This is a genomic window from Aeromonas enteropelogenes, from assembly GCF_000819845.1.
Lineage (GTDB): Bacteria > Pseudomonadota > Gammaproteobacteria > Enterobacterales > Aeromonadaceae > Aeromonas > Aeromonas enteropelogenes.
Window position 1 is genome coordinate 15,264 of record NZ_CDCG01000046.1, and the last position, 18,898, is coordinate 34,161.

Here is an 18,898-nt window from a genome sequence, read left to right on the forward strand (position 1 = left end):
GCAAGCGGGCCAACATGGCAGACGTTGTGGTACAGGATTCGCATAGTCATCACCAAGGGGGCCCGGGAAGGGCCGACAACAGTGAGGAGAGCGCCATGCCCACCACCGCCAGGTCAGCCAGCACCGCCATCGTGCAAATCGTCCAGCACCTGCAGCCTGGGGGGCTGGAGACCATGGTGCTCAACCTCAGCCAGGCCAACGAGTGCCACCAGCCCATGCACATCGTCTCGCTGGAGGGGAGCAAGGAGGCGCTGCTCGCCGCCTGGCCCGCCCTGAGGCCGTTCGCCGGGCGGATCCACTGTCTGGACAAGCCCGCCGGCTGGTCGCTGACCACCCTCTATCGCCTGATCCGCCTGCTGCGCCAGCTGCAACCGGCGGCGGTGCACACCCACCATCTGGGCCCGCTGCTCTATGGCGGGCTGGCCGCCCGGCTGGCCCGGGTGGCGAGCCTTATCCACACCGAACACGACGCCTGGTATCTCGACGATCCCCGCCAGCGCAAACTGGCGGGGCTGGGACTGCGCACCTTCAAACCGACTCTGGTGGCAGACGCCACCCCGGTGGCGCACCAGCTGCAGGTGAGGCTCGGCGCCCTCTCGGCCAAAGTGATCCCCAATGGCATCGACGAGGGGCGCTTTGTCCCCGGCCCCAGCGAGCTGGCGCGCCAGGCGCTGGGCTTGCCCCTTGGGGTGAGGATCATCGGCTGCGCCGCACGCCTTGAGGCAGTCAAGGGGCACAGCCTGTTGCTGGAGGCCATGGCGCGCCTCTCCCCCGGGGTGCATCTTGCACTGGCCGGGGTAGGCAATTTGCAAAATGCGTTGCAGCAGCAATGCCAGCAGCTGGGGATTGCCCATCGGGTCCACTTTCTCGGTCTGGTGGAGCAGATGCCCCGCTTCTATCAGGGGCTGGATCTCTTCTGCCTGCCGTCACTGGCGGAGGGGATGCCATTGTGCGTGCTGGAGGCCCAGGCCTGCGGCGTGCCCGTGGTGATGAGCGCCGTGGGTGCCGCTGCCGAGATCGTCTGTCCGGCCAGCGGCCAGTTGCTTGAGGAGCGGGATCCCGCCCTCCTGGCGACACTTCTGGCACAGGGGTTGCTCAAGTCTCATGGCCTGCGCACCGTCACCCGTGCCTTTGTCTGCAAGCAGGGCAGCCTGAGCCAGATGGCTCAAGCCTATCAGGCGCTGTACGCCCGCTGAGGCGATGCCACCAACACGCGAAGAGACAGCAAAAAGGAGCCTCCCATGGAATGGATCATGATCGTGTTCTGGTTGTGCGCAGCCCTGGTGGTGTACCACCATGTCGGCTATCCCCTGCTGCTCAAGTACTTCGGCAAACGGGTACGCGCACAGCTTCACCAGCCGGCGCCGCGCCAGCGCGGGTTTCGGGAGGAGGCCGGCGACGTCCAGCTTCCCACCATCACCCTGGTGATGCCCATCTACAACGAGGCGGCGACCCTGGCAGCCAAGCTGCAGAATCTGGCCAGTCTCGACTACCCGGCTGACCGGCTGGCGGTGCATCTCCATTTCGATGGCTGCACCGATGACAGCTACCCCATTGCGCTGTGCCAACTGGGGGATCCGGCCCTGCAACAACTGCAGATCCAGCTGTTCGACCACCCGCGCAATCGCGGCAAGGTGGCGGTGCTCAACGAGGCGATGGCCCGTGTCGAGAGCGATCTGGTGGCCCTGACCGATGTCTCCGCCCTGCTGCCCATCGACAGCCTGCTGCTGGCCGTGGCCCACTTTCAGGATCCCGAAGTCGGCGTGGTGGGCGAAGCCTATCGCTTCTGGCAAGCGGGCTCCCAGGGTGAGGCCAGCTACTGGCACTACCAGAGCCAGATCAAGCTGTGCGAATCCGCCCTTGGCAGCATGCTGGGGGCCCATGGCGCCTTCTACGTGATGCGCCGCGACTGCCTGGCGCCGCTGCCATCAGACACCATCAACGATGACTTCATCCTGCCGATGCAGGCCATCGCCAGGGGCTACAAGGCTGTCTATGACAACCGCTGCGCCGCGCTGGAACTGGAAGTCTCCGATGCCCTGCTGGAAGCGAAGCGCCGCCAGCGCATCGGCGCGGGCAACACCCAGCAGCTGCTGCGTCTGCTGCCCCTGCTCCATCCCAAATTTGGCTGGGTGGCGTTCAACTTTGCCAGTGGCAAGGGCTTGAGGGTACTGATGCCCCTCTGCCTGACCCTGCTCTGGCTGTGCGCCATTCCGCTGGCCATCCACTCGCCCCTGTTCGTGGCGCTGCTGGCCGGTCAACTGCTGGGCTATGCCCTGGTGATGCTGATCCAGCTCACCCCTGTGCATCCCTGGCCCTCGTTGTTTCGCAAGATCCACTATCTGGTCCTCGGACACTGGTACAACGGCATCGGCACCCTGCGCTACGGCCTGCGGATGCTGGCGCGCCCCACCGCACAGGAGAGAGCAGCATGAAACACCCCATCCCCAAAGCAACCCTGGTGATCAAACGCACCATGGATCTGGTCGGCGCCAGCCTCGGCCTGCTGCTGACCCTGCCCCTGTGGCCACTCATCATGCTGGCCATACGGCTCGACAGTCCGGGCCCGGTGTTCTTTCGCCAGCTGCGCATTGGCCGCAGCCACGCCAGCCACACTGAGCTCTTCTTCATGATCAAGTTTCGCACCATGCGATCCGATGCCGAGGCGGGTACCGGGCCTGTCTGGTGCGGCAAGGCCGACAGCCGGATCACCCGCTGCGGCAACTTTTTGCGCAAGACCCGGCTCGACGAGCTGCCCCAGTTCCTCAATGTACTGAAGGGGGAGATGTCGCTCATCGGGCCGCGGCCGGAGCGCCCCGGCATCGCCAACCGGCTGGAGGATGCGGTGCCCTTCTTTATCGAGCGCACCTATGAGATTGCCCCCGGCATCACAGGGCTGGCCCAGGTCAATCAGGGCTACGACGAGTCGCTTGACGATGTACGCAGCAAGCTTGCCTTCGATCTGGCCTACTCGGTCGCCCTGCTCCACCCCTGGCGCTGGCTGCTGCAGGACGTGCACATCATCGGCAAGACGGTCGCCATCATGGTGGGCAAGAAGGGACGCTGATCTTCCCCCTCCGCCTTCTCTCGGGCCACTGCCAGGGCAGTGGCCCGATGCTTTTCACCCCTCATGCTGATCCTGCCTGCAAAGCCGGCATCCCCTTGTGGCCATTGCCGCTTATGAGCCGCCGACAATGGCTGACCAGCAGGGGGCCTTGCTGACATGTCCACCTCACCAAGCCGCCGTCTATATCAGGGCACTGCTGATATCAGCAGATAGGCAAGCTCTGTTTGCCCCAGACCAAGCAGATAGCAACGCTTCGCAAACCCCTTCTTTTCCAAGACTCTCTTCTGTGATCCTTTCGCGGCTGCCCGATACGGCCACAAACCGTCAGGCCCATCACGGACAAGACGGAGCATATCCGGCAGCCTGACTGTTCAGACTATTGCCAAATACCGGGGACGAGGGTGAGCCGCAGCAGGGATTGCACTTGAATGACAACCCCAAGGCCATAAAAAAGCGAGTGGCCTGGCCACTCGCTTGCTTGCTTGCTTGCTTGCTTGCTTGCTTGCTTGCTTGCTTGCTTGGCGGAGGATAGAGATTCAGGCGGTATAAACCGCCAGGATATCGCTCACCCTGTGGTTGACGCTGTAGCCCCGGGCGATGGTCTGGCGGGCCGCCCGGCTCATGGCCCCGCGCACCCGCTCGTCACTGCGCAGCCAGTAATTGACGATATCCGCCATGTCGTGCACCTGGCCAGGTGCCACCAGCCAGCCGTTGGACTTGTTGTCGATAAGGGAGACCAGCCCCCCTACCGCGAAAGTGCAGACCGGGATGCCGTGAGCCATGGCCTCAAGGGCCACCAGGGGCAAGCCTTCGAAGCGGGAGGTGATGCAGAGCAGATCGATCTGCTGCCACTCATCGGCCATCTTGCGAAAGCCGTGAAACGCCACCCTGTCCCCGTATTGCATGCTGAGATCCCCCATGAGTGGGCCTTCGCCATAGAGGTGAAAATCCCCCCCGGGGCAGAAGGCAGCAAGCTGACAGAACGCCTGCGGCCCCTTCTCGGGAGAGAGACGGCCGACGAAGGCGATGCGGTTGCCCGCCACCGCCGCGGGGGCGGCGGGCAGGGGCACAAAGTTGCTGATGACGGTGCTCGGCACAGGCAATCTGCGAGCGATGGGCTCGCTCACTGCAATGCACTTCGCAAAGCGCGCCGTGATCCGGTCGAGCCAGCTGTAGAACTTCAGCCACCCCTCCCCCTCGTCACCGCTATGAAAGGTCGAGACCACCGGCTTGCCGCTGCACCAGGCGGTGAGGCGCCCCAGGATCCCGGCCTTGTAGCCGTGGGTGTGCAGCAGCACGAAGCCGGGCTGGCGGGCCAGCACTTGCACAAAGTCCCGGCTGTTGCGACAGACCCGGTATGGCAATCCTTGTTGCCTTAGCAGGGCGACAAAGGGAGTCATGCCGTGATCGGCCACCAGCACTATGGTGACCTCCAGCCCCCTTGCCAGCAGATCGCTGGCGAGGTGGGTGATGTGAACCTCGATCCCGCCGACCTGGCGGGCATCGATGGCGAGCCAGACCTGATGTGTGGGCAACATGGGCAACCTCCTCTCGTGGCACCAGACCAGGTGCAGCGGGATGTTGCATAGAGCGGGCCAGACAGGCCGTGGTGACGAGCTTTCAGTCGGCGGGAAAGGCCACCAGCAACAGGGTCATGTCGTCCGGAGCGCTGTCGGCCCTGTCATCAAACCAGTTGGCGATGCGCTGGGCCAGCCGGGCAAGGTCGGGCTCGGGGGCAAGACAGATCTGCTGCAATTGCGCCTCCCACAACTGGCGCTCGGCACTATCCCGGCTCTCCAGCAGGCCATCGGTCCAGAACAGCAGGCGCTCACCCGGTTGGAGCAGATGCTCGCAGGTTTCGAATTGGGGATCCGGTCGCAGGCCGGGCAAGGGCCCGGTGACGCCGAGCTGGCGCATACCGTCCGCCCCGATCAGCCAGGGCGCCGGATGCCCCGCGCTGGCCCAGCGGATCCATCCGCCCTCCCCCAGCTCGATGCAGAGGGTGGTGAGCAGGGTCGCCCCCAGCAGAGGGTCGCTGTGGACGGCGGTGGAGAGGGTGGTCAGCAGGCTGGCAGGCGATCGCTGCTCGCTCTGGGCGGTCAGCAGGCCGCGCAGATACCCCGCGTAGGCATGGGCGAAGAACTTGGCCTCGGCGTCGTGCCCCATCACATCCCCCAGCCAGAGCACCCGATCCCTGGCCAGCAGAAAATCCCCCCCGCCCACGGCGGCGGCACGGGTCTGCAACGCCAGCTGATAGCCGTGCAACTGGTCGGCCGGCAGCAGGGGGCGCAGGGCCGAGGTCATCCGCTGATCCAGCTGATCCCCCCACTGGGCCTTGAGCTGGGCCGAGCGTTGCAGCACCCGGGAGACCGCCAGCTGCAGCGCCTGCTTGGTGATGGGCTTGACCAGAAAATCATCGATGCCGAGGGCGCCGGCCCGGCTCTGGGTCCATTGATCCTGATGGCCGGTCAGGAAGATAAAGGGCACGCCGCGCATTTTGGGATCCTTCATCAGCTGCTGGCGCAGGGCGAAGCCGTCGATCCCCTCCATCTCGATATCGGAAAGCACCAGGGCCGGCGGCTGGCGGCCGAGCGCCTGCAGGGCGGCGCAGGGGTCGGCATAGCTCTCGACCCGATAGTTGTCGTGCAGATAGCCGGTGAGCAGGGTACGCATCACCTTGTCATCGTCGATCACCGCCACCACGGGCGCCTGCCTGACACAGCCGCGGGCCCGCAGCATCACCCGGTTGCGATCCCCCTCCCGGCTGAAGTTCACCTCATCAAACAGCTGGTGCACCAGCGCCAGACCATAGCCCCCCTCCTGCGGCTCGTCCGGCAGGGGGGTCGCCGCCAGTGCAGGCTGGGGCCCGCCATCGTCATCAAGCAGCAGGCTCAGACCGGACTCGTCCTGCTGCAGGGTGAGCCAGAGGTGGCTCGCCGGCGGCGAGCCATGGCGCACAATATTGGTGGCCAGCTCGCTGAAACAGAGCAGCCAGTTGGCCTGCTCACGGGAAGGCACCTGAAACAGCGCCAACCCCTGGGCCAGGCGGGCGCGCAGGTCGCGCACCGACTGCAGGGTGGCGGGGGCAGATCGCAGCCACTCTTCCATCGCGTCTCCTTCAGATCCGGAAATTGAGCAGGGCGCTGCGCCGGCACCAGCGCTTGAGCCACTCGGTCAACCGGTTGCTCGGCAGCCGGTTGAGTTCGCGCAGGATCTCGCTGGCCAGCCCCGGATTGACTCTGTCGTTGAACACGGCTCCCAGCAGGTTGGCCTCGGCCCGGGTCAGCTTCTCCACCGCGCTTTGCACCATGGTGGTCGGCGTCACCCCGGCCAGCACCACCAGCAGAGCGCCCTCACAGGCGGCGCACACCAGATCCGCCGGGATATTGCCCCGGTTGAGGGCATTGAGGGGGGAGGTATCGAACAGCACCACATCATAGTGTTCGAGCCAGCGCACCAGTAGCTGGCGCAGGGTCTCCTTGTTGCGAAAGGCCATCAGATCCTTGCCCGGTGCCGGCAGCACCGCCAGGGCCTGACCCTGGCTCAGGGGTTCGGGCACATCGTTCGGGCCCCAGGCCTGCGCGGCGGGCCGGCCCGGGTGGTAGAGATTGAGATCCACCAGCAGGGTCTTGAGGCCGTCCGCCTCGGCGCGCCTGGCCAGCGCCTCGCAGATGGTGCTGACCCCCTCGCCCCCCTCGGCCGAGGTCACCGCCAGGGAGCGGATCCCCCGCGCCAGGGTCGAGGCGTAGAGCGACTCCAGTTCCAGGTACTGGATTGGGATGCTCATCTCACAGGGTTCCTATCAGGGCGACGACCGAGATGGTGGTGAGAATGTCCCGCATCCCGTCCATGAAGATGGCCCAGTTGCTGCTCTTGCTGTCGGGGATAAAGACGGTGTCCCCTGCCCTGAGCACCGGCAACTGGCTGAAATCGGGCTCCTTGGCAAAGCCGTCGAGATCGAAGGTGCGCGCCTGATCCCCCTGCCCGCTGGCCGCCATGTTAATCACCACGATTTTCTTGATGTAGGCCGAACTGGTCGGCCCGCCGGCTTCTGCCAGCAGATCCAGCAACGTCATGGAGGAGTTGAAGCGATAGCGCCCCGGCCGGGCGATGGCGCCCAGCACCCGTATGGTGTTCTCCTTGGGCTCGTCGAGCCAGGGGCGGTTCTTCTCCGGCAGGTAGATGGAGTCCCCCGGCAACACTTTTGGCAAGAGTGTCTCGTCGCCGGTCTCGAAGTAGAGGGCCAGATCCAGCTTGCTCACCCGCGCCGTGCTGCCGTTGCGATGGGCGATGCGCACGTTGCGCAAATCCGCCGCGGCGGTGGGGCCATCGGCGGCGGAGAGGATGTCGATAAAACCCATCTGATCGTTGAAGGCGTAGCGGCCGGGGGCACCGACCTGGCCGAAGATGTAGATGGAGCTCTCCGGCGACTGGCGTACCCACTGGGATTTGTTGTCGCTGGGATCGGTAGGCAGCTCGGGGATCATGATGGTGAAACCGGCGTGAATCTTCGGCAGGCTGCCAAGCGCCCCCCCCTGATGGAGGAACTTGTCGAGATCGAAGAGTGTGGGCGTCGCCATTCCCCCGTCCGAGGTCAGGATCTGCACCTTAGCGATATCGGCCCGTTCGCTCGGGCCGCCGGCGTGGGCGATGAGATCGAGCAGGGACATCTCGTCAGACCATTCATAGCGCCCGGGAATGCGCACCGCCCCCATCACCATCACCGCCCGCCCCGGGGCGACCTTCAGCCAGGACTTTTCGTTGATGTCGGTCTTCTCGGGGATAAAGATGGCATCCCCCGGCCTTATCTGGGGCAGCGCTTTGTGCATCCCCTCGGTGTAGGCCTGTAGATCGATGGGTTCGACGGTGCCATCGGTGCGCAGCAAGCGGATCTGGCGGCTCTCGGCATAACGGGTCGGACCGCCGGCGTTGGCCAGGATGTCGAGGAAGGAGTCCCCCTCCCGCCCCTCATAGGCGCCGGGTTTGAACACTTCCCCCATGATGTAGATGGTGCGCGCCCCCCGCTTGATCTGCTCCTCATCCTTGGGCACGAAGATGGTGGCGCCGGGAGCCAGGGTGGGCAGCAGCTTGTTGTTGCCCGAATCCAGATAGGCCTTGAGATCGAACAGCTCGGGGGCATCCCCGTTGATCACCCGGATCCGCTCCACCCCGGCAAAGCGGGTCACGCCACCGGCCCGCATCAGCAGATCCACGATGGAGTTGCCACTCTTGAAGCTGAAGGCGCCCGGGCTGTTCACCTCGCCAAACACCTTGATCGCCTTGCCGGTGTCGCCATCGCCCCCGGCCGCCAAAGTGGCCGCATCGAAATCAATCTGGACGTTGCCGATGAGGGGGGATGCGGGCACGAACACCACATCAAGGGATTGCAGCGGGGGCAGCAGGCTGGCGTCGCCGGTATCGAGATAGCGCTTGTAGTCGAAGCTGGAAACGCGGTCGCCACGGCGCACCTGCATGTTGTTGAGCTGGGCCCCCGGCACCAGGCCGCCGGCGGCATCGAGCGCCATCTGGATGTTGCCGTCGGGCGCCAGATCATAGCTGCCGGGCTTTTTCACATACCCCATGACGCTGATGAGCAGGCGTTTTTCCAGGAGCGTGACAGTCAGTTGGGAGAGGTTGTTGTAGACGGGTTTGAGGGCGGTACGGATGATGGCGTCAGCCTGTGGGAGCGTCTTGCCCCCGACCACCACGTCCCCCACCTCGGGCAGTTTGATCTCCCCCTGCTTGTTGATCTGGAAGGGCTGATCGAACGCCGCCTCCCCCGGTTGCACTATCGCCAGTCGATCCCCGGGCGCCAGCAGGGTACTGGCCAGCAGAGGGCAGGTAAACAGCAAGAAAACAAGACCAATCAATCCTTTGATAGCGCCCCGATTCATAGAGATCCTTTTTGTTCGCTACGTTTGCCCCCACTGGCGCAAGGGGAGTCCCGACCAGTCGGCGCGACAGCCCTCACGGCTTGTCTGCTCCAGCTGCAAACGTACCTGTTGTAATGATTGTGCCAGCATGGCCTGACGCCAGGCGACCTCTGACCAGAGCCGGCCATGCATATCCCGTACGATGTCAACTCGTTGAGATTGTAGTAGTTTCAGCCCGGCAGGCATACAGTCGCGCAAATGGGCTTGCTGCAGGGTGGCCAGTTGCTGATCGAGCTCCTGTTGACGCTCATCATACCCTGACCAGAGGCGACGTTCATCCTCGTTCACCGGCAAACGGGTCGGCCTGACCTCGGCCAGCCCGCCATACCCTTGTGGCGGCCACTGGGTACAACCGGCGAGCAGCAGGCAGGTCAACAACAGGCCCCACCCTTTCATGATGCGGCCGCCATCATGCCGCGGGTGCGCATATAGGCTTTCACGCTATCATGGCAGGGGATCACCTTGTCTATATGTAACATTTCCAGCAGATCATGGGGTTGACCCGGCCCACAAATCAGCGCCAGCTGATGCCCATTCATGATCAGTCGCTTGTAGAGAAAGACCAGCGCCCCGATCCCGGACGAATCGATGAAGTGGACATCGCTGATGTCGGCGAGCACATTGCCCCCGTGCAGCGACAGTTTCTCGAACAGGGGACGCAGTTCGGTGACGGCCATCGCATCGAGTTCACTCTCCAGAACGACGACCTGGGTATCGTTGATGGTGTAGGTCATGCTTTCCATGGTTACGCTCCTTGTCTCTGCCAGATATGCCGGGACGGCTCACTTTTCACGACAGTGGGGACAATGCAAGGGCCATGCCTGGACAAATCGGCCCCATAAGATTCCCTGTTATCCCTCGTTAGCCTCTCCATTTGAAGCACCTTGCACCCGATTTCGTTGCCAATTTGCAACTTGACCCGACCGGCCCATTGCAAAGTGCAATGAAAATGGGTTTGATGAGCGCCCTTTTCGCTCGCAAGGCCCGCCAATAGGGGATCTGACCGTTCGGCCCGCTTCTTGCTTTACCCTCTCTGCCGGTGCTTGCCGTTGCCCTGGTGTCAGCTTCGAACGGATTCATGGAGGAAGGTATGAGATTCACTTTGTATGTGGCACCACTTCTGGTCGCCCTTTGCGGGGCCGCGCAGGCCACCCCGACTCCCGACAGCGCCCTGCTCAAGGTGGAAGGCGCCATCACCCAACCCAACTACCAGCAGCTGGCCCTGTGGGACAGCGCCATGCTGGATCAACTGCCCGAATACGAGATCAAGACCCACACCCCCTGGTATGACGAAGAGAAGACCTTCCGCGGCCCGCGCCTGAGCGATCTGCTGGCCAAAGTCGGCGCCAGCGGCAAGCAGCTGACCATCACCGCCCTCAATGACTATTCGGTCCAGGTCCCCACCAGCGATGCCAGGCAATACGAGGTGATCCTGGCCCGCAGCATAGATGGCAAACCGCTCTCGGTGCGTGACAAGGGGCCGCTGTTTCTGATCTATCCGTTCGATCAGTACCCGGAGCTTCGCAACAAGCTCTATTACGGCCGGGCCATCTGGCAGATCAGCCAGATCAAGGTGGAGTAACCCCATGCGATCCATGGCTGCGAGCCAGCGCTCCCTGTTCGTGGTGCTCTGCGTCCTGCTGTTGGCGTTTGCCGGTATCGGTACCATCCAGTACCGGCAATTCCAGGATCTGCAGCGCAGCACCAGCCAGGGTGAAGACAACGTCATGTGGAACTATTTCCAGCTCTACAACGAGGCGCTGCGCTTTCAAAACGCGCTGCGCCATGACTCGCAAGCCAAGTTCCAGCTCAGATACGACATCCTGGTCAGCCGGATGGAGCTGGTGCTGGAGAGCAAGGATCGCAACCTGTTGCAGCAGACCCCGATTTACCAGCAGGCCAGCAAGGGGATCCGCCGTTATATCGCCCTGGCCGATCTCTGGCTCGGGCCGGGTCAGGACAAACCGCTGGATCAGGCCGCACGTCTGCAGCTGAACCAGCAACTGGAGCAGCTGATCCCGCAGCTCCATCAGCTGACCCTGGAGGTCAACGAGCAGGCGACCCTGTTCGACGTTGCCCGTCGCGATGGGGTTCGCAAGCAGATCATCACCACCACCCTGATCGCCACCCTGCAGTTTGCCTTATTGTTCGTGCTGGCCCTGCTCATCTGGCGGCAGATGAATATTTCGTTCCTGCAGCACAAGATGATGCAGCAGCTCAACGAGAAGCTGATCCGGGCCAACCGCGAGGCCGAAGCGGGCAAGCGGGCGAAAAGCAGCTTTTTGGCCAACATGAGCCACGAGATCCGCACCCCGATGAACGGCATCCTCGGCATGCTCTCCCTGCTGGCCGATCGCGAGATGGATCCCAGGGAGCGGGACTACCTGGACACGGCCCGTGAATCGGCCAACCACCTGCTGGGGCTGCTCAACGACATTCTGGATATCTCCAAGCTCGAAGAGGGACGAATTGAGCTGTTGCTCGCCCCCCACCATCTACCCCAACTGCTGGAAGACAGCCGGGCACTGATGCAGAGCAGTTGTGACGAGAAAGGGATCCGCCTCAATCTGACCCTGGCCCCGGATACACCGGAGTGGCTGATGATAGATCCCCTGCGGGTGCGCCAGATCCTGTTCAACTTGCTGAGCAATGCCATCAAGTTCACCCATCAGGGCGAGGTCACGATCAGGGTGGACAGCCAGCCGATGGACAAGGATCGCCACGCCATCCGTATCGCCATTCAGGACACCGGGATCGGCATGAGCCAGCACCAGATAGACAATCTGTTTCAACGCTTCTCCCAGGCCGATGTCTCCATCACTCGCCAATATGGCGGCTCGGGCCTGGGCCTCGAGATCTCCCGCAACCTCGCCCGCCTGATGGGAGGGGACATCTCGGTCGAGAGCCGGGAGGGATGCGGCAGTACCTTTACCTATACCTGGCCGGCCCAGGCCACTACCCCGTCCATCGTCTGCCTCCCCGCCAAACCCGTGGTGCAGGAGAGCTATCGCATCTTGCTGGTGGATGACAACGCCACTAATCGCAAGGTGATCGGCGCCATGCTCAACTCCGTCGGCCATCAGGTCACCCTGGCGGTTCAGGGGGAAGAGGCCCTGACCAAACTGGCGCAAGCCACCTTCGATCTGGTGCTGATGGATGTGCAGATGCCGGTCATGGACGGGCTGGCGGCCACCACCCATATTCGCGCCTCACGCCAGCACTGGGCCAACATTCCCATCATCGCCCTGACCGCTGACGCCATGCCCGAATCGAAGCAGTACTATTTGTCCCACGGGATGAACGGCTATATCACCAAGCCCATCAACAAAGAGACGCTGCTCGGCGAGATAAACAAATATGTGGCGCGCGACCAGCGCCAGCGCGCCATGTCCATCGGCAACCCGGCCTGAGGAAGCGCCACTGCGCCAGGTTCAGCGCCTGAATGCAGCGGCTCGATGGTTCAGTATTTGGTTCGACAATACGGGCGCCTTGCTGGGGCGCCCGTTTTCATCCTTGAGCCAGACCATGGCTCACTCCCGCCACCAAGTGCTGCCACCATGGGGAGACAGAAAGGACAGAGACTCGCCCATCATGGGGGTGGTCAGCGGGATCTGCTGCTCGGCCGCCAGCCGGGTGATGTGCTCCAGCGGCTCATCCCATGGGTGCATGGCGAGATCAAAGGTGCCGTTGTGGATGGGATAGAGCCAGGCGGCGCGAAGATCGTGAAACGCCTGTGTGGTCTGGGCCGGAAACATGTGCACATGGGCCCAGCGCTCGTTGTAGGCACCCGTCTCGAGGAAGGCCATGTCAAACGGGCCATGGCGCTGCCCTATCTCCTTGAAGCCGGCGAAATAGCCGCTGTCACCGCTGAAGAACAGTTTGAAATCGTCGCTGCGAATGACCCAGGAGGCCCACAGGGTCTGGTTGCCATCACCCAGGCCCCGGCCGGAGAAGTGCTGGGCCGGTGTGGCGATGAGTTCAATGCCATCAACTCGGGTCTGCTGCCACCAGTCCAGCTCCCTGATCTTGTGCGCAGGTACGCCCCAGGCACGGAGCCGGGCCCCGACGCCGAGCGGGGTGATGAAGTGCGCCACCCTATCCTGCAGCGCCACTATGGTGGCGTGATCAAGGTGGTCATAGTGATCGTGGGAGAGGATCACCCCTTCAAGAGGCGGCAGATCGGCCAAGGCAATGGGCGGTGCGTGCCAACGCCTGGGGCCGAGCCATGAGAGCGGTGAGGCGCGCTCGCTGAAGACGGGATCGGTCAACCAGAACTTGCCGCGCAATTTGAGCAGCAGGCTGGAGTGACCCAGCCGCCAGACGCTGAAATCTGGAGCCGCCATGACATCCGCAAGGGTCATGGCCTGCACCGGAATAGCGCGATCCGGCAGGGTGCCGGCGGGCTTGCCAAAGAGGAAGTCACGCCAGATCCCGACCTCTTCCCAGACACTGCGTGCGGGGGGCGCCACCAGATTGTGAAACCGGCCCGCCCGATACTGGGTTGACTCCTGGTGTTCGGGCAGACCCGATTGCAATACAGACGAGATAATACCGGCCATCGCGGCTCCTGTGAGTCATAACAACATAAGGGCCCCGGCGAACCGGGGCGACGCGAGCGTTGCCCAGACACGCGGCAGTGGCCGGGTGCCTTGCAGGGCTCGCTTTCAAACAGGGCGCCTCAGCGCCCCACCAGTTTTCCCAGGTGCGCCGGGTAGCGCCCCCCTTCCAGCTCGATGCCTGCCACGGCGGCGTCAATGTCGGCCAGCTCGTGGCTGCCGAGCCTGATGGCGGCGGCCCCCAGGTTCTCTTCCAGCCGGTGCAGCTTGGTGGTGCCCGGAATGGGCACGATCCAGGGCCGCTGGGCCAGCAGCCAGGCAAGCGCAATCTGCGCCGGCGTCACCCCCCTGCTGGCGGCCTGATCCCCCAGCACCTCCACCAGGCGCAGATTGGCCACGCGGGCCCCCTCGGCAAAACGCGGCACTATGCTGCGAAAATCGTTCGCCTCAAAGCGGGTATCGGCCTTGATGGCCCCCGTCAGAAAGCCTTTACCGAGCGGGCTGAACGGCACGAAACCTATCCCCAGCTCGTCGAGCAGCGGCAGGATCGCCTGCTCGGGCTCACGCCACCAGAGGGAATATTCGCTCTGCAGCGCCGCCACCGGCTGCACCTTGTGGGCACGGCGGATGGAATCGACGCCGGCCTCGGACAGACCGAAGTGGCGCACTTTCCCCTCGCGGATCAGGTCCTGTACGGTGCCGGCCACCTCTTCCATCGGCACCTCGGGATCGACGCGGTGTTGATAGAAGAGATCGATGACATCGGTGTTGAGCCGGCGCAGGGATGCCTCGGCCACGGCGCGGATATTCTCCGGCCGGCTGTCCAGCCCATCGGGTACCTTGCCATTCTTGAAGCCGAACTTGGTGGCGATCACCACCTTGTCGCGAAACGGGGCCAGCGCCTCCCCCAGCAGCAACTCGTTGTCGCCCGGGCCATAGGCTTCGGCGGTATCGAAGAAAGTGACCCCGAGCTCATGGGCGCGCCGGATCAGGGCGATCGCCTCCGCCTTGTCGGTGGCGGGGCCATAGCCAAAGCTCAAGCCCATGCAGCCCAGACCGATGGCGGATACCGTCAGCCCGCTGTTACCCAATTGACGTGTTTGCATGCTTGCTCCTTTTCTCACAATGCAGCCGGAACTGCCCTGGTAACCATGGATGCACAGCCCCTTGTCTCAACCAACCCGAAGGGGAGTCAAGCGCTAAAGGCTGGCGCGGTCGATGGACGCACTATAGAGATGGGATAAACATCGAACTAGACGGTAAATGACGGAATCAGTTACAACCAAATGATGTAAATCCATGAGCCAGACCATGATCAACGAATTGCGCTCCATCACCACCTTCGTACACACGGCCGAGCTGGGCAGCCTCAGCAAGGCGGCCGAGGCCCAGCAGATCTCTCCCCAGGCCGCCAGCAAGGCGCTCGGGCAGTTGGAAAGCTATCTGGGGGTACGCCTGTTTCATCGCACCACCCGCAGCATGTCGCTGACCGAAGAGGGACAACGATTTCTGGAGGCGGCGCAGCCCGCCCTGCTCGGCCTGCAGCAGGCCCTGACGGCGGCGCGCCAGACCCGTGAGGAGTTCGCCGGCCCGCTGCGAATAGTGGGCCCGCGCTCCGTGGTGCAGACGGTCATAGGTCCGCTGCTGGAGCAGTACTGCCGGCGCTATCCCGATGTACAGCCGGATATCCAGCTCGATGACAGGGTCGGCAACTGGGTGGAGGAGCGGGTCGATGTGGGGCTGCGCATCGGCATCTCGCCCCAGGAGGGGCTGATCGCGCGCCGCCTGTTCCCCATGCAGCTCATCATCTGCGCCGCCCCCGCGTATCTGCGCAAATATGGCGTGCCCCTCACCCTGCACGATCTTGCCCTGCATCGCTGCAGTGCCTTTCGCCACGCGGGCAACGGTCGCCTGATCCCCTGGTACGTCAAGATGGGAGACGAGCTGCAGGAGCATCCGGTGCGCCCGGCACTCTCCACCAACGACGAGATGGTGGAGCTGGGGGCCGTGCTGGCCGGCGATGTCATCGGCCAGCTGGCCGGGCCAACGGCGGCGGCGCATATCCGCGCCGGCCGCCTGGTGCCTTTGTTGCTCGAGCACATGACCCAGATGCACGGCCTGTTTCTCTACTACGGCAGTCGCGCCGCCCAGCCCGCCCGGGTACGCCATTTCATCGATCTCGCAATAGCCTGTCTTGCGGACAACCGGGAATATGTGCTCGACATGGATGAACTGGAGCAGGCCCACCGGGTCGGCACGGCCTTGCCATACGAAGAGTCGCCGACAGGGGATTGACGAGATGACCGGTGCTTCGATGGCTGCGGTGGATAACCGTGGTCCCCTTCCTCCACAACACACGGCTTTTGTGCCCTCGAGAACAGGATCTATCCCACCTCCTTAGTCCCCCTTTCAGGAGGGCTGAAATCAAACAGCTCCGTTTCCTGCCAGCTACGGGCTCTCTCCAGCTTGCTGATAGATAGAGCAGTTAATGCTTTGTTGACGGCATTCACCAAATTGCAAAAAACCGTTGAAAGCTCAAATGATAATTAATATCATTTGTTCGTTTGCAAGAGAATGAGAAAGAGGATGGATCCTGATAGCAACCGGCTCGACTTGGATCATGTACCCACGTGGTTAGCTCCGCCTTATCTGTGATTGCACCTGCTCTCCATTTTAGTTATGGAGCGCCAGTCGGCACCGGTTATGCGCAGCAATGATGACAGTCACTTTTATCCATGTGTGTTTGCCGAGCGCTCGAGATATTCATATTCCGCCGAGTAGCTGTCCGGTATTTGGCACTCATGAAGACTCTTCATATGCATTAGTGCTCACTCGAAATCAGTTTGATGTGCTTGCTTTGAATCACCTACAAATGACATGGAAGGATATTTATAAAACACGTATTTGTGAATAATCACTTTGCAAAACAGGCGGGTATCCATTGCCCATATAGAGTCTGTTATTTACCTAACGCCTGAACTTAAAAATACAACCGAATGGGTAATTTAAACGGCTCTGAGTTGGCACTGCCAAAAATTATTTTTAGATAAGCACACTGCTTATCATCATTGTAAAACTGATTTTTACGGATTTATTACTATAAAATAGGGAAGGAAATGAAAATCAATAATGAAAAATTGCGCTTGTCCACAGCCGCATTAGCGGTAGCAAGTGCACTCCTAACGACTCCTGCTCTAGCATCAGAGTCCACCTCGTTCGATGAAATGGTTGTCGTCTCAAGTCGCACGCCAAAAGCCATCAGCGATATTCCCGGTACAGTCTGGTATATCGATTCAGAGCGCATCGAACAGGAGTACCGTGGTGGTAAATCCTTAGGAGAAATTCTGGCATCATCGATTCCTTCCCTGGATATCAGCAGCGGAGCACGAACCAATTACGGCCAAAACCTGCGCGGGCGCAAGATGCTGGTGATGATTGATGGCATTTCCCTGCAATCATCCCGTCAAATCAGCCGTTATATGGACTCTATTGATCCATTCAACATTGAGCGCATTGAAGTGTTGTCAGGAGCCACCTCTATCTATGGTGCCGGCGCGTCTGGCGGGGTGATCAACATCGTCACTAAAAAAGCAACGAATGAAGAACTCGAGTTTGAATCCTATGTCGGCACCACCTCCGGATTTAACTCGGGTGAAGACCTTGACTACAAGCTCGCCCAATCTATTTCTGGAGGAAATGACAAGGTAAAAGCACGCACCTCTGTCGTTTACTCGGAATCACAAGGCTTTTTTGATGCCGATGGCGAGATCATTACGCCGGATATTTCGCAAGGTTCACTGCAGTTCAATCAGACCGTTGATTTCTTGACCACTGTGGGTATCAACCTGTCAGATACCAAACACCTCAACCTGCTGGCCCAATACTATGACAGCCAACAGGACTCCCCTTATGGCCTATATATTGAAAATGGCGACTTTATTGACGTAAGAAAAGGCTTCGACTCGGATCGCGAACATGGCACGACGCGGGTAATGCTCAGCACATCTTATATTGATGATAAGTTTTTGGGTCACCAGCTGATCACCGAAGCGTCCTATCGCAAGGAAGATCAGACCTACACCCCTTATTTCAGCTCATCGGGCCAGCAAATTAGCGACGTTTTTTCGGTAAAGGCTGCACTGGCGAAAAAATTTGACAAACTCAACCTGGTATATGGCCTTGATGCATACCAGGACAAACTGGAAAGCAATCAGGCGCTCTATGACCCTGTTCTTGCAAATAACACGGGGAGCCTTCTCAACCGCACCTACGCACAAGTCGGCCGCTATCCGGGCATTGAAGTGGGCTCGGTGGCCGGGTTTGTGCAGGCAGACTACGCCATCACTGATGACTGGATCGTGGAAGGCGGCTTTCGCTATCAATACATGACCAATAAAATCGATGATTTTGTCGGTTATCAGCAGCAGCAGAGGATCGCCGCAGGTAAAGGCTCTTCCGCAGACGCCGTGCCCGGGGGCGAGACAGACTACAGTGTTGGCTTGTTCAACCTCGGCACCATTTATCATCTGAACGATAGCTCGCAGGTATGGGCAAACTTCTCGCAAGGTTTCGATCTTGCCGATCCGGCCAAGTACTATGGTCAGGGGGAATATACCCGGGTCGGCGATCACTGGAAGCTCAACAAGAGCATCAACGTCAACGACTCCAAAATGTCCGGCATAAAGACCAATAGCGTTGAACTTGGCTATCGCCTTGATCAGGGTGGTTTCAATTTCCAGACTGCTGCTTACTACTCTCACTCGGACAAGTCAGTGGAGTACAACAAAAAGACCCTGCTTATCGAAGAGCTGGAAGACAAGAAACGCGTGTATGGCCTGGAAGGCATGGCTTCCTACTGGGTTCATGACAACATCCAGCTAGGGACAGCTGGCCACTATGTTGTCTCTGAAATCAAGGGAGATAACGGCTGGCAAGATATGACCGCCGGTGAAGCCAGTACCTCAAAAGCCAGCGCCTGGGCAGGCTGGTATGGTTCAGCCCTCTCGCTCAAGGTGCAGAGCCAAACCATGTTTGACTACGAAGACAGCGAACAGAATAAGTTGAATGGTTACACTGTGTTTGACTTGTTGGGCAGTTACCAACTTCCGATCGGGAGCCTGGGTTTTGGCGTCCAGAACCTGTTTGACCGGGACTACACCACCATCTGGGGACAACGCGCCCAGATTGTCTACTCGGCTCACTATGAACCGGCCGCCTACGACTACAAGGGTCGTGGCCGAACATACACATTGAACTATCAAGTGAAGTTCTAAACCTCACACATATAAAACCGCCCAAATGGGCGGTTTTATTCTTTTGCATCTTCACATGCCATTCAATCC

The 18,898-nt window shown here is 61.1% G+C and carries 15 protein-coding genes; 7 read left to right on the forward strand and 8 right to left on the reverse strand.

The annotated features are described in order from the left end of the window. Positions 1–95 precede the first annotated feature (95 nt). From BN1123_RS19490 to BN1123_RS19500, 3 genes are read left to right on the forward strand one after another with little or no spacing between them, the layout of a single operon-like run. A complete protein-coding gene (locus tag BN1123_RS19490; protein WP_042029112.1) occupies positions 96–1,196 on the forward strand; it encodes a glycosyltransferase in 1,101 nt (366 codons plus the stop codon). A 45-nt stretch (positions 1,197–1,241) separates the two neighbouring features. Next, complete coding sequence (locus tag BN1123_RS19495; protein WP_042029113.1) at positions 1,242–2,435, forward strand: glycosyltransferase family 2 protein; 1,194 nt, start codon at positions 1,242–1,244, stop codon at positions 2,433–2,435. Next, positions 2,432–3,067 carry a sugar transferase gene (locus BN1123_RS19500; protein ID WP_026457958.1) on the forward strand — a complete coding sequence of 212 codons (636 nt, stop codon included), beginning with the start codon at positions 2,432–2,434 and terminating at the stop codon, positions 3,065–3,067. The genes BN1123_RS19495 and BN1123_RS19500 overlap by 4 nt, the downstream gene beginning before the upstream one ends. Positions 3,068–3,603: 536 nt before the next feature. Here the strand turns inward: BN1123_RS19500 and BN1123_RS19505 are convergent. The 6 genes from BN1123_RS19505 to BN1123_RS19530 form a co-directional block, all read right to left on the reverse strand. Next, on the reverse strand, positions 3,604–4,605 hold the full coding sequence (locus BN1123_RS19505; RefSeq protein ID WP_042029115.1) for a glycosyltransferase family 4 protein: 1,002 nt from the start codon (positions 4,603–4,605) through the stop codon (positions 3,604–3,606). A gap of 82 nt (positions 4,606–4,687) precedes the next feature. Then, complete coding sequence (locus tag BN1123_RS19510) at positions 4,688–6,175, reverse strand: SpoIIE family protein phosphatase (protein ID WP_042029116.1); 1,488 nt, start codon at positions 6,173–6,175, stop codon at positions 4,688–4,690. Between the two features lie 10 nt (positions 6,176–6,185). Beyond that, positions 6,186–6,854 carry a CpsD/CapB family tyrosine-protein kinase gene (locus tag BN1123_RS19515; RefSeq protein WP_042029117.1) on the reverse strand — a complete coding sequence of 223 codons (669 nt, stop codon included), beginning with the start codon at positions 6,852–6,854 and terminating at the stop codon, positions 6,186–6,188. A gap of 1 nt (position 6,855) precedes the next feature. After that, positions 6,856–8,961: an SLBB domain-containing protein gene (locus BN1123_RS19520; protein ID WP_042029118.1), complete on the reverse strand. Its 2,106-nt coding sequence runs from the start codon at positions 8,959–8,961 to the stop codon at positions 6,856–6,858. Between the two features lie 18 nt (positions 8,962–8,979). Next, a complete protein-coding gene (locus BN1123_RS19525) occupies positions 8,980–9,396 on the reverse strand; it encodes a hypothetical protein (RefSeq protein WP_042029119.1) in 417 nt (138 codons plus the stop codon). Beyond that, positions 9,393–9,743, reverse strand: coding sequence for an STAS domain-containing protein (locus tag BN1123_RS19530; RefSeq protein WP_042029120.1), 351 nt, complete (start codon positions 9,741–9,743; stop codon positions 9,393–9,395). Before BN1123_RS19530 ends, BN1123_RS19525 begins: the two co-directional genes overlap by 4 nt. 347 nt (positions 9,744–10,090) lie before the next feature. Between BN1123_RS19530 and BN1123_RS19535 the strand changes: the two genes are divergently transcribed. Continuing rightward, positions 10,091–10,582 carry a putative pterin-binding protein gene (locus tag BN1123_RS19535; protein WP_042029121.1) on the forward strand — a complete coding sequence of 164 codons (492 nt, stop codon included), beginning with the start codon at positions 10,091–10,093 and terminating at the stop codon, positions 10,580–10,582. A gap of 4 nt (positions 10,583–10,586) precedes the next feature. Next, positions 10,587–12,410 carry an ATP-binding protein gene (locus BN1123_RS19540; protein WP_042029122.1) on the forward strand — a complete coding sequence of 608 codons (1,824 nt, stop codon included), beginning with the start codon at positions 10,587–10,589 and terminating at the stop codon, positions 12,408–12,410. A 120-nt stretch (positions 12,411–12,530) separates the two neighbouring features. On the opposite strand, the gene BN1123_RS19545 is transcribed toward BN1123_RS19540, so the two are convergent. Next, positions 12,531–13,559: an MBL fold metallo-hydrolase gene (locus tag BN1123_RS19545; protein WP_042029124.1), complete on the reverse strand. Its 1,029-nt coding sequence runs from the start codon at positions 13,557–13,559 to the stop codon at positions 12,531–12,533. A gap of 119 nt (positions 13,560–13,678) precedes the next feature. Further along, positions 13,679–14,662: an aldo/keto reductase gene (locus tag BN1123_RS19550; RefSeq protein WP_042029125.1), complete on the reverse strand. Its 984-nt coding sequence runs from the start codon at positions 14,660–14,662 to the stop codon at positions 13,679–13,681. 193 nt (positions 14,663–14,855) lie between these two features. Between BN1123_RS19550 and BN1123_RS19555 the strand changes: the two genes are divergently transcribed. After that, on the forward strand, positions 14,856–15,851 hold the full coding sequence (locus tag BN1123_RS19555) for a LysR family transcriptional regulator (RefSeq protein ID WP_026456843.1): 996 nt from the start codon (positions 14,856–14,858) through the stop codon (positions 15,849–15,851). Positions 15,852–16,672: 821 nt separating this feature from the next. Next, on the forward strand, positions 16,673–18,829 hold the full coding sequence (locus BN1123_RS19560; protein WP_042029127.1) for a TonB-dependent receptor: 2,157 nt from the start codon (positions 16,673–16,675) through the stop codon (positions 18,827–18,829). The last annotated feature ends 69 nt before the right edge of the window (positions 18,830–18,898 follow it).

Excerpts from the sequence above, each read along its gene's own strand:
- BN1123_RS19500 (WP_026457958.1), top strand. The coding sequence starts at position 2,432 with ATGAAACACCCCATCCCCAAAGCAACCCTGGTGATCAAACGCACCATG.
- BN1123_RS19520 (WP_042029118.1), bottom strand. The coding sequence starts at position 8,961 with ATGAATCGGGGCGCTATCAAAGGATTGATTGGTCTTGTTTTCTTGCTG.
- BN1123_RS19490 (WP_042029112.1), top strand. The coding sequence starts at position 96 with ATGCCCACCACCGCCAGGTCAGCCAGCACCGCCATCGTGCAAATCGTC.
- BN1123_RS19525 (WP_042029119.1), bottom strand. The coding sequence starts at position 9,396 with ATGAAAGGGTGGGGCCTGTTGTTGACCTGCCTGCTGCTCGCCGGTTGT.
- BN1123_RS19495 (WP_042029113.1), top strand. The coding sequence starts at position 1,242 with ATGGAATGGATCATGATCGTGTTCTGGTTGTGCGCAGCCCTGGTGGTG.
- BN1123_RS19515 (WP_042029117.1), bottom strand. The coding sequence starts at position 6,854 with ATGAGCATCCCAATCCAGTACCTGGAACTGGAGTCGCTCTACGCCTCG.
- BN1123_RS19505 (WP_042029115.1), bottom strand. The coding sequence starts at position 4,605 with ATGTTGCCCACACATCAGGTCTGGCTCGCCATCGATGCCCGCCAGGTC.
- BN1123_RS19550 (WP_042029125.1), bottom strand. The coding sequence starts at position 14,662 with ATGCAAACACGTCAATTGGGTAACAGCGGGCTGACGGTATCCGCCATC.
- BN1123_RS19540 (WP_042029122.1), top strand. The coding sequence starts at position 10,587 with ATGCGATCCATGGCTGCGAGCCAGCGCTCCCTGTTCGTGGTGCTCTGC.
- BN1123_RS19545 (WP_042029124.1), bottom strand. The coding sequence starts at position 13,559 with ATGGCCGGTATTATCTCGTCTGTATTGCAATCGGGTCTGCCCGAACAC.
- BN1123_RS19555 (WP_026456843.1), top strand. The coding sequence starts at position 14,856 with ATGAGCCAGACCATGATCAACGAATTGCGCTCCATCACCACCTTCGTA.
- BN1123_RS19560 (WP_042029127.1), top strand. The coding sequence starts at position 16,673 with ATGAAAATCAATAATGAAAAATTGCGCTTGTCCACAGCCGCATTAGCG.
- BN1123_RS19535 (WP_042029121.1), top strand. The coding sequence starts at position 10,091 with ATGAGATTCACTTTGTATGTGGCACCACTTCTGGTCGCCCTTTGCGGG.
- BN1123_RS19510 (WP_042029116.1), bottom strand. The coding sequence starts at position 6,175 with ATGGAAGAGTGGCTGCGATCTGCCCCCGCCACCCTGCAGTCGGTGCGC.
- BN1123_RS19530 (WP_042029120.1), bottom strand. The coding sequence starts at position 9,743 with ATGGAAAGCATGACCTACACCATCAACGATACCCAGGTCGTCGTTCTG.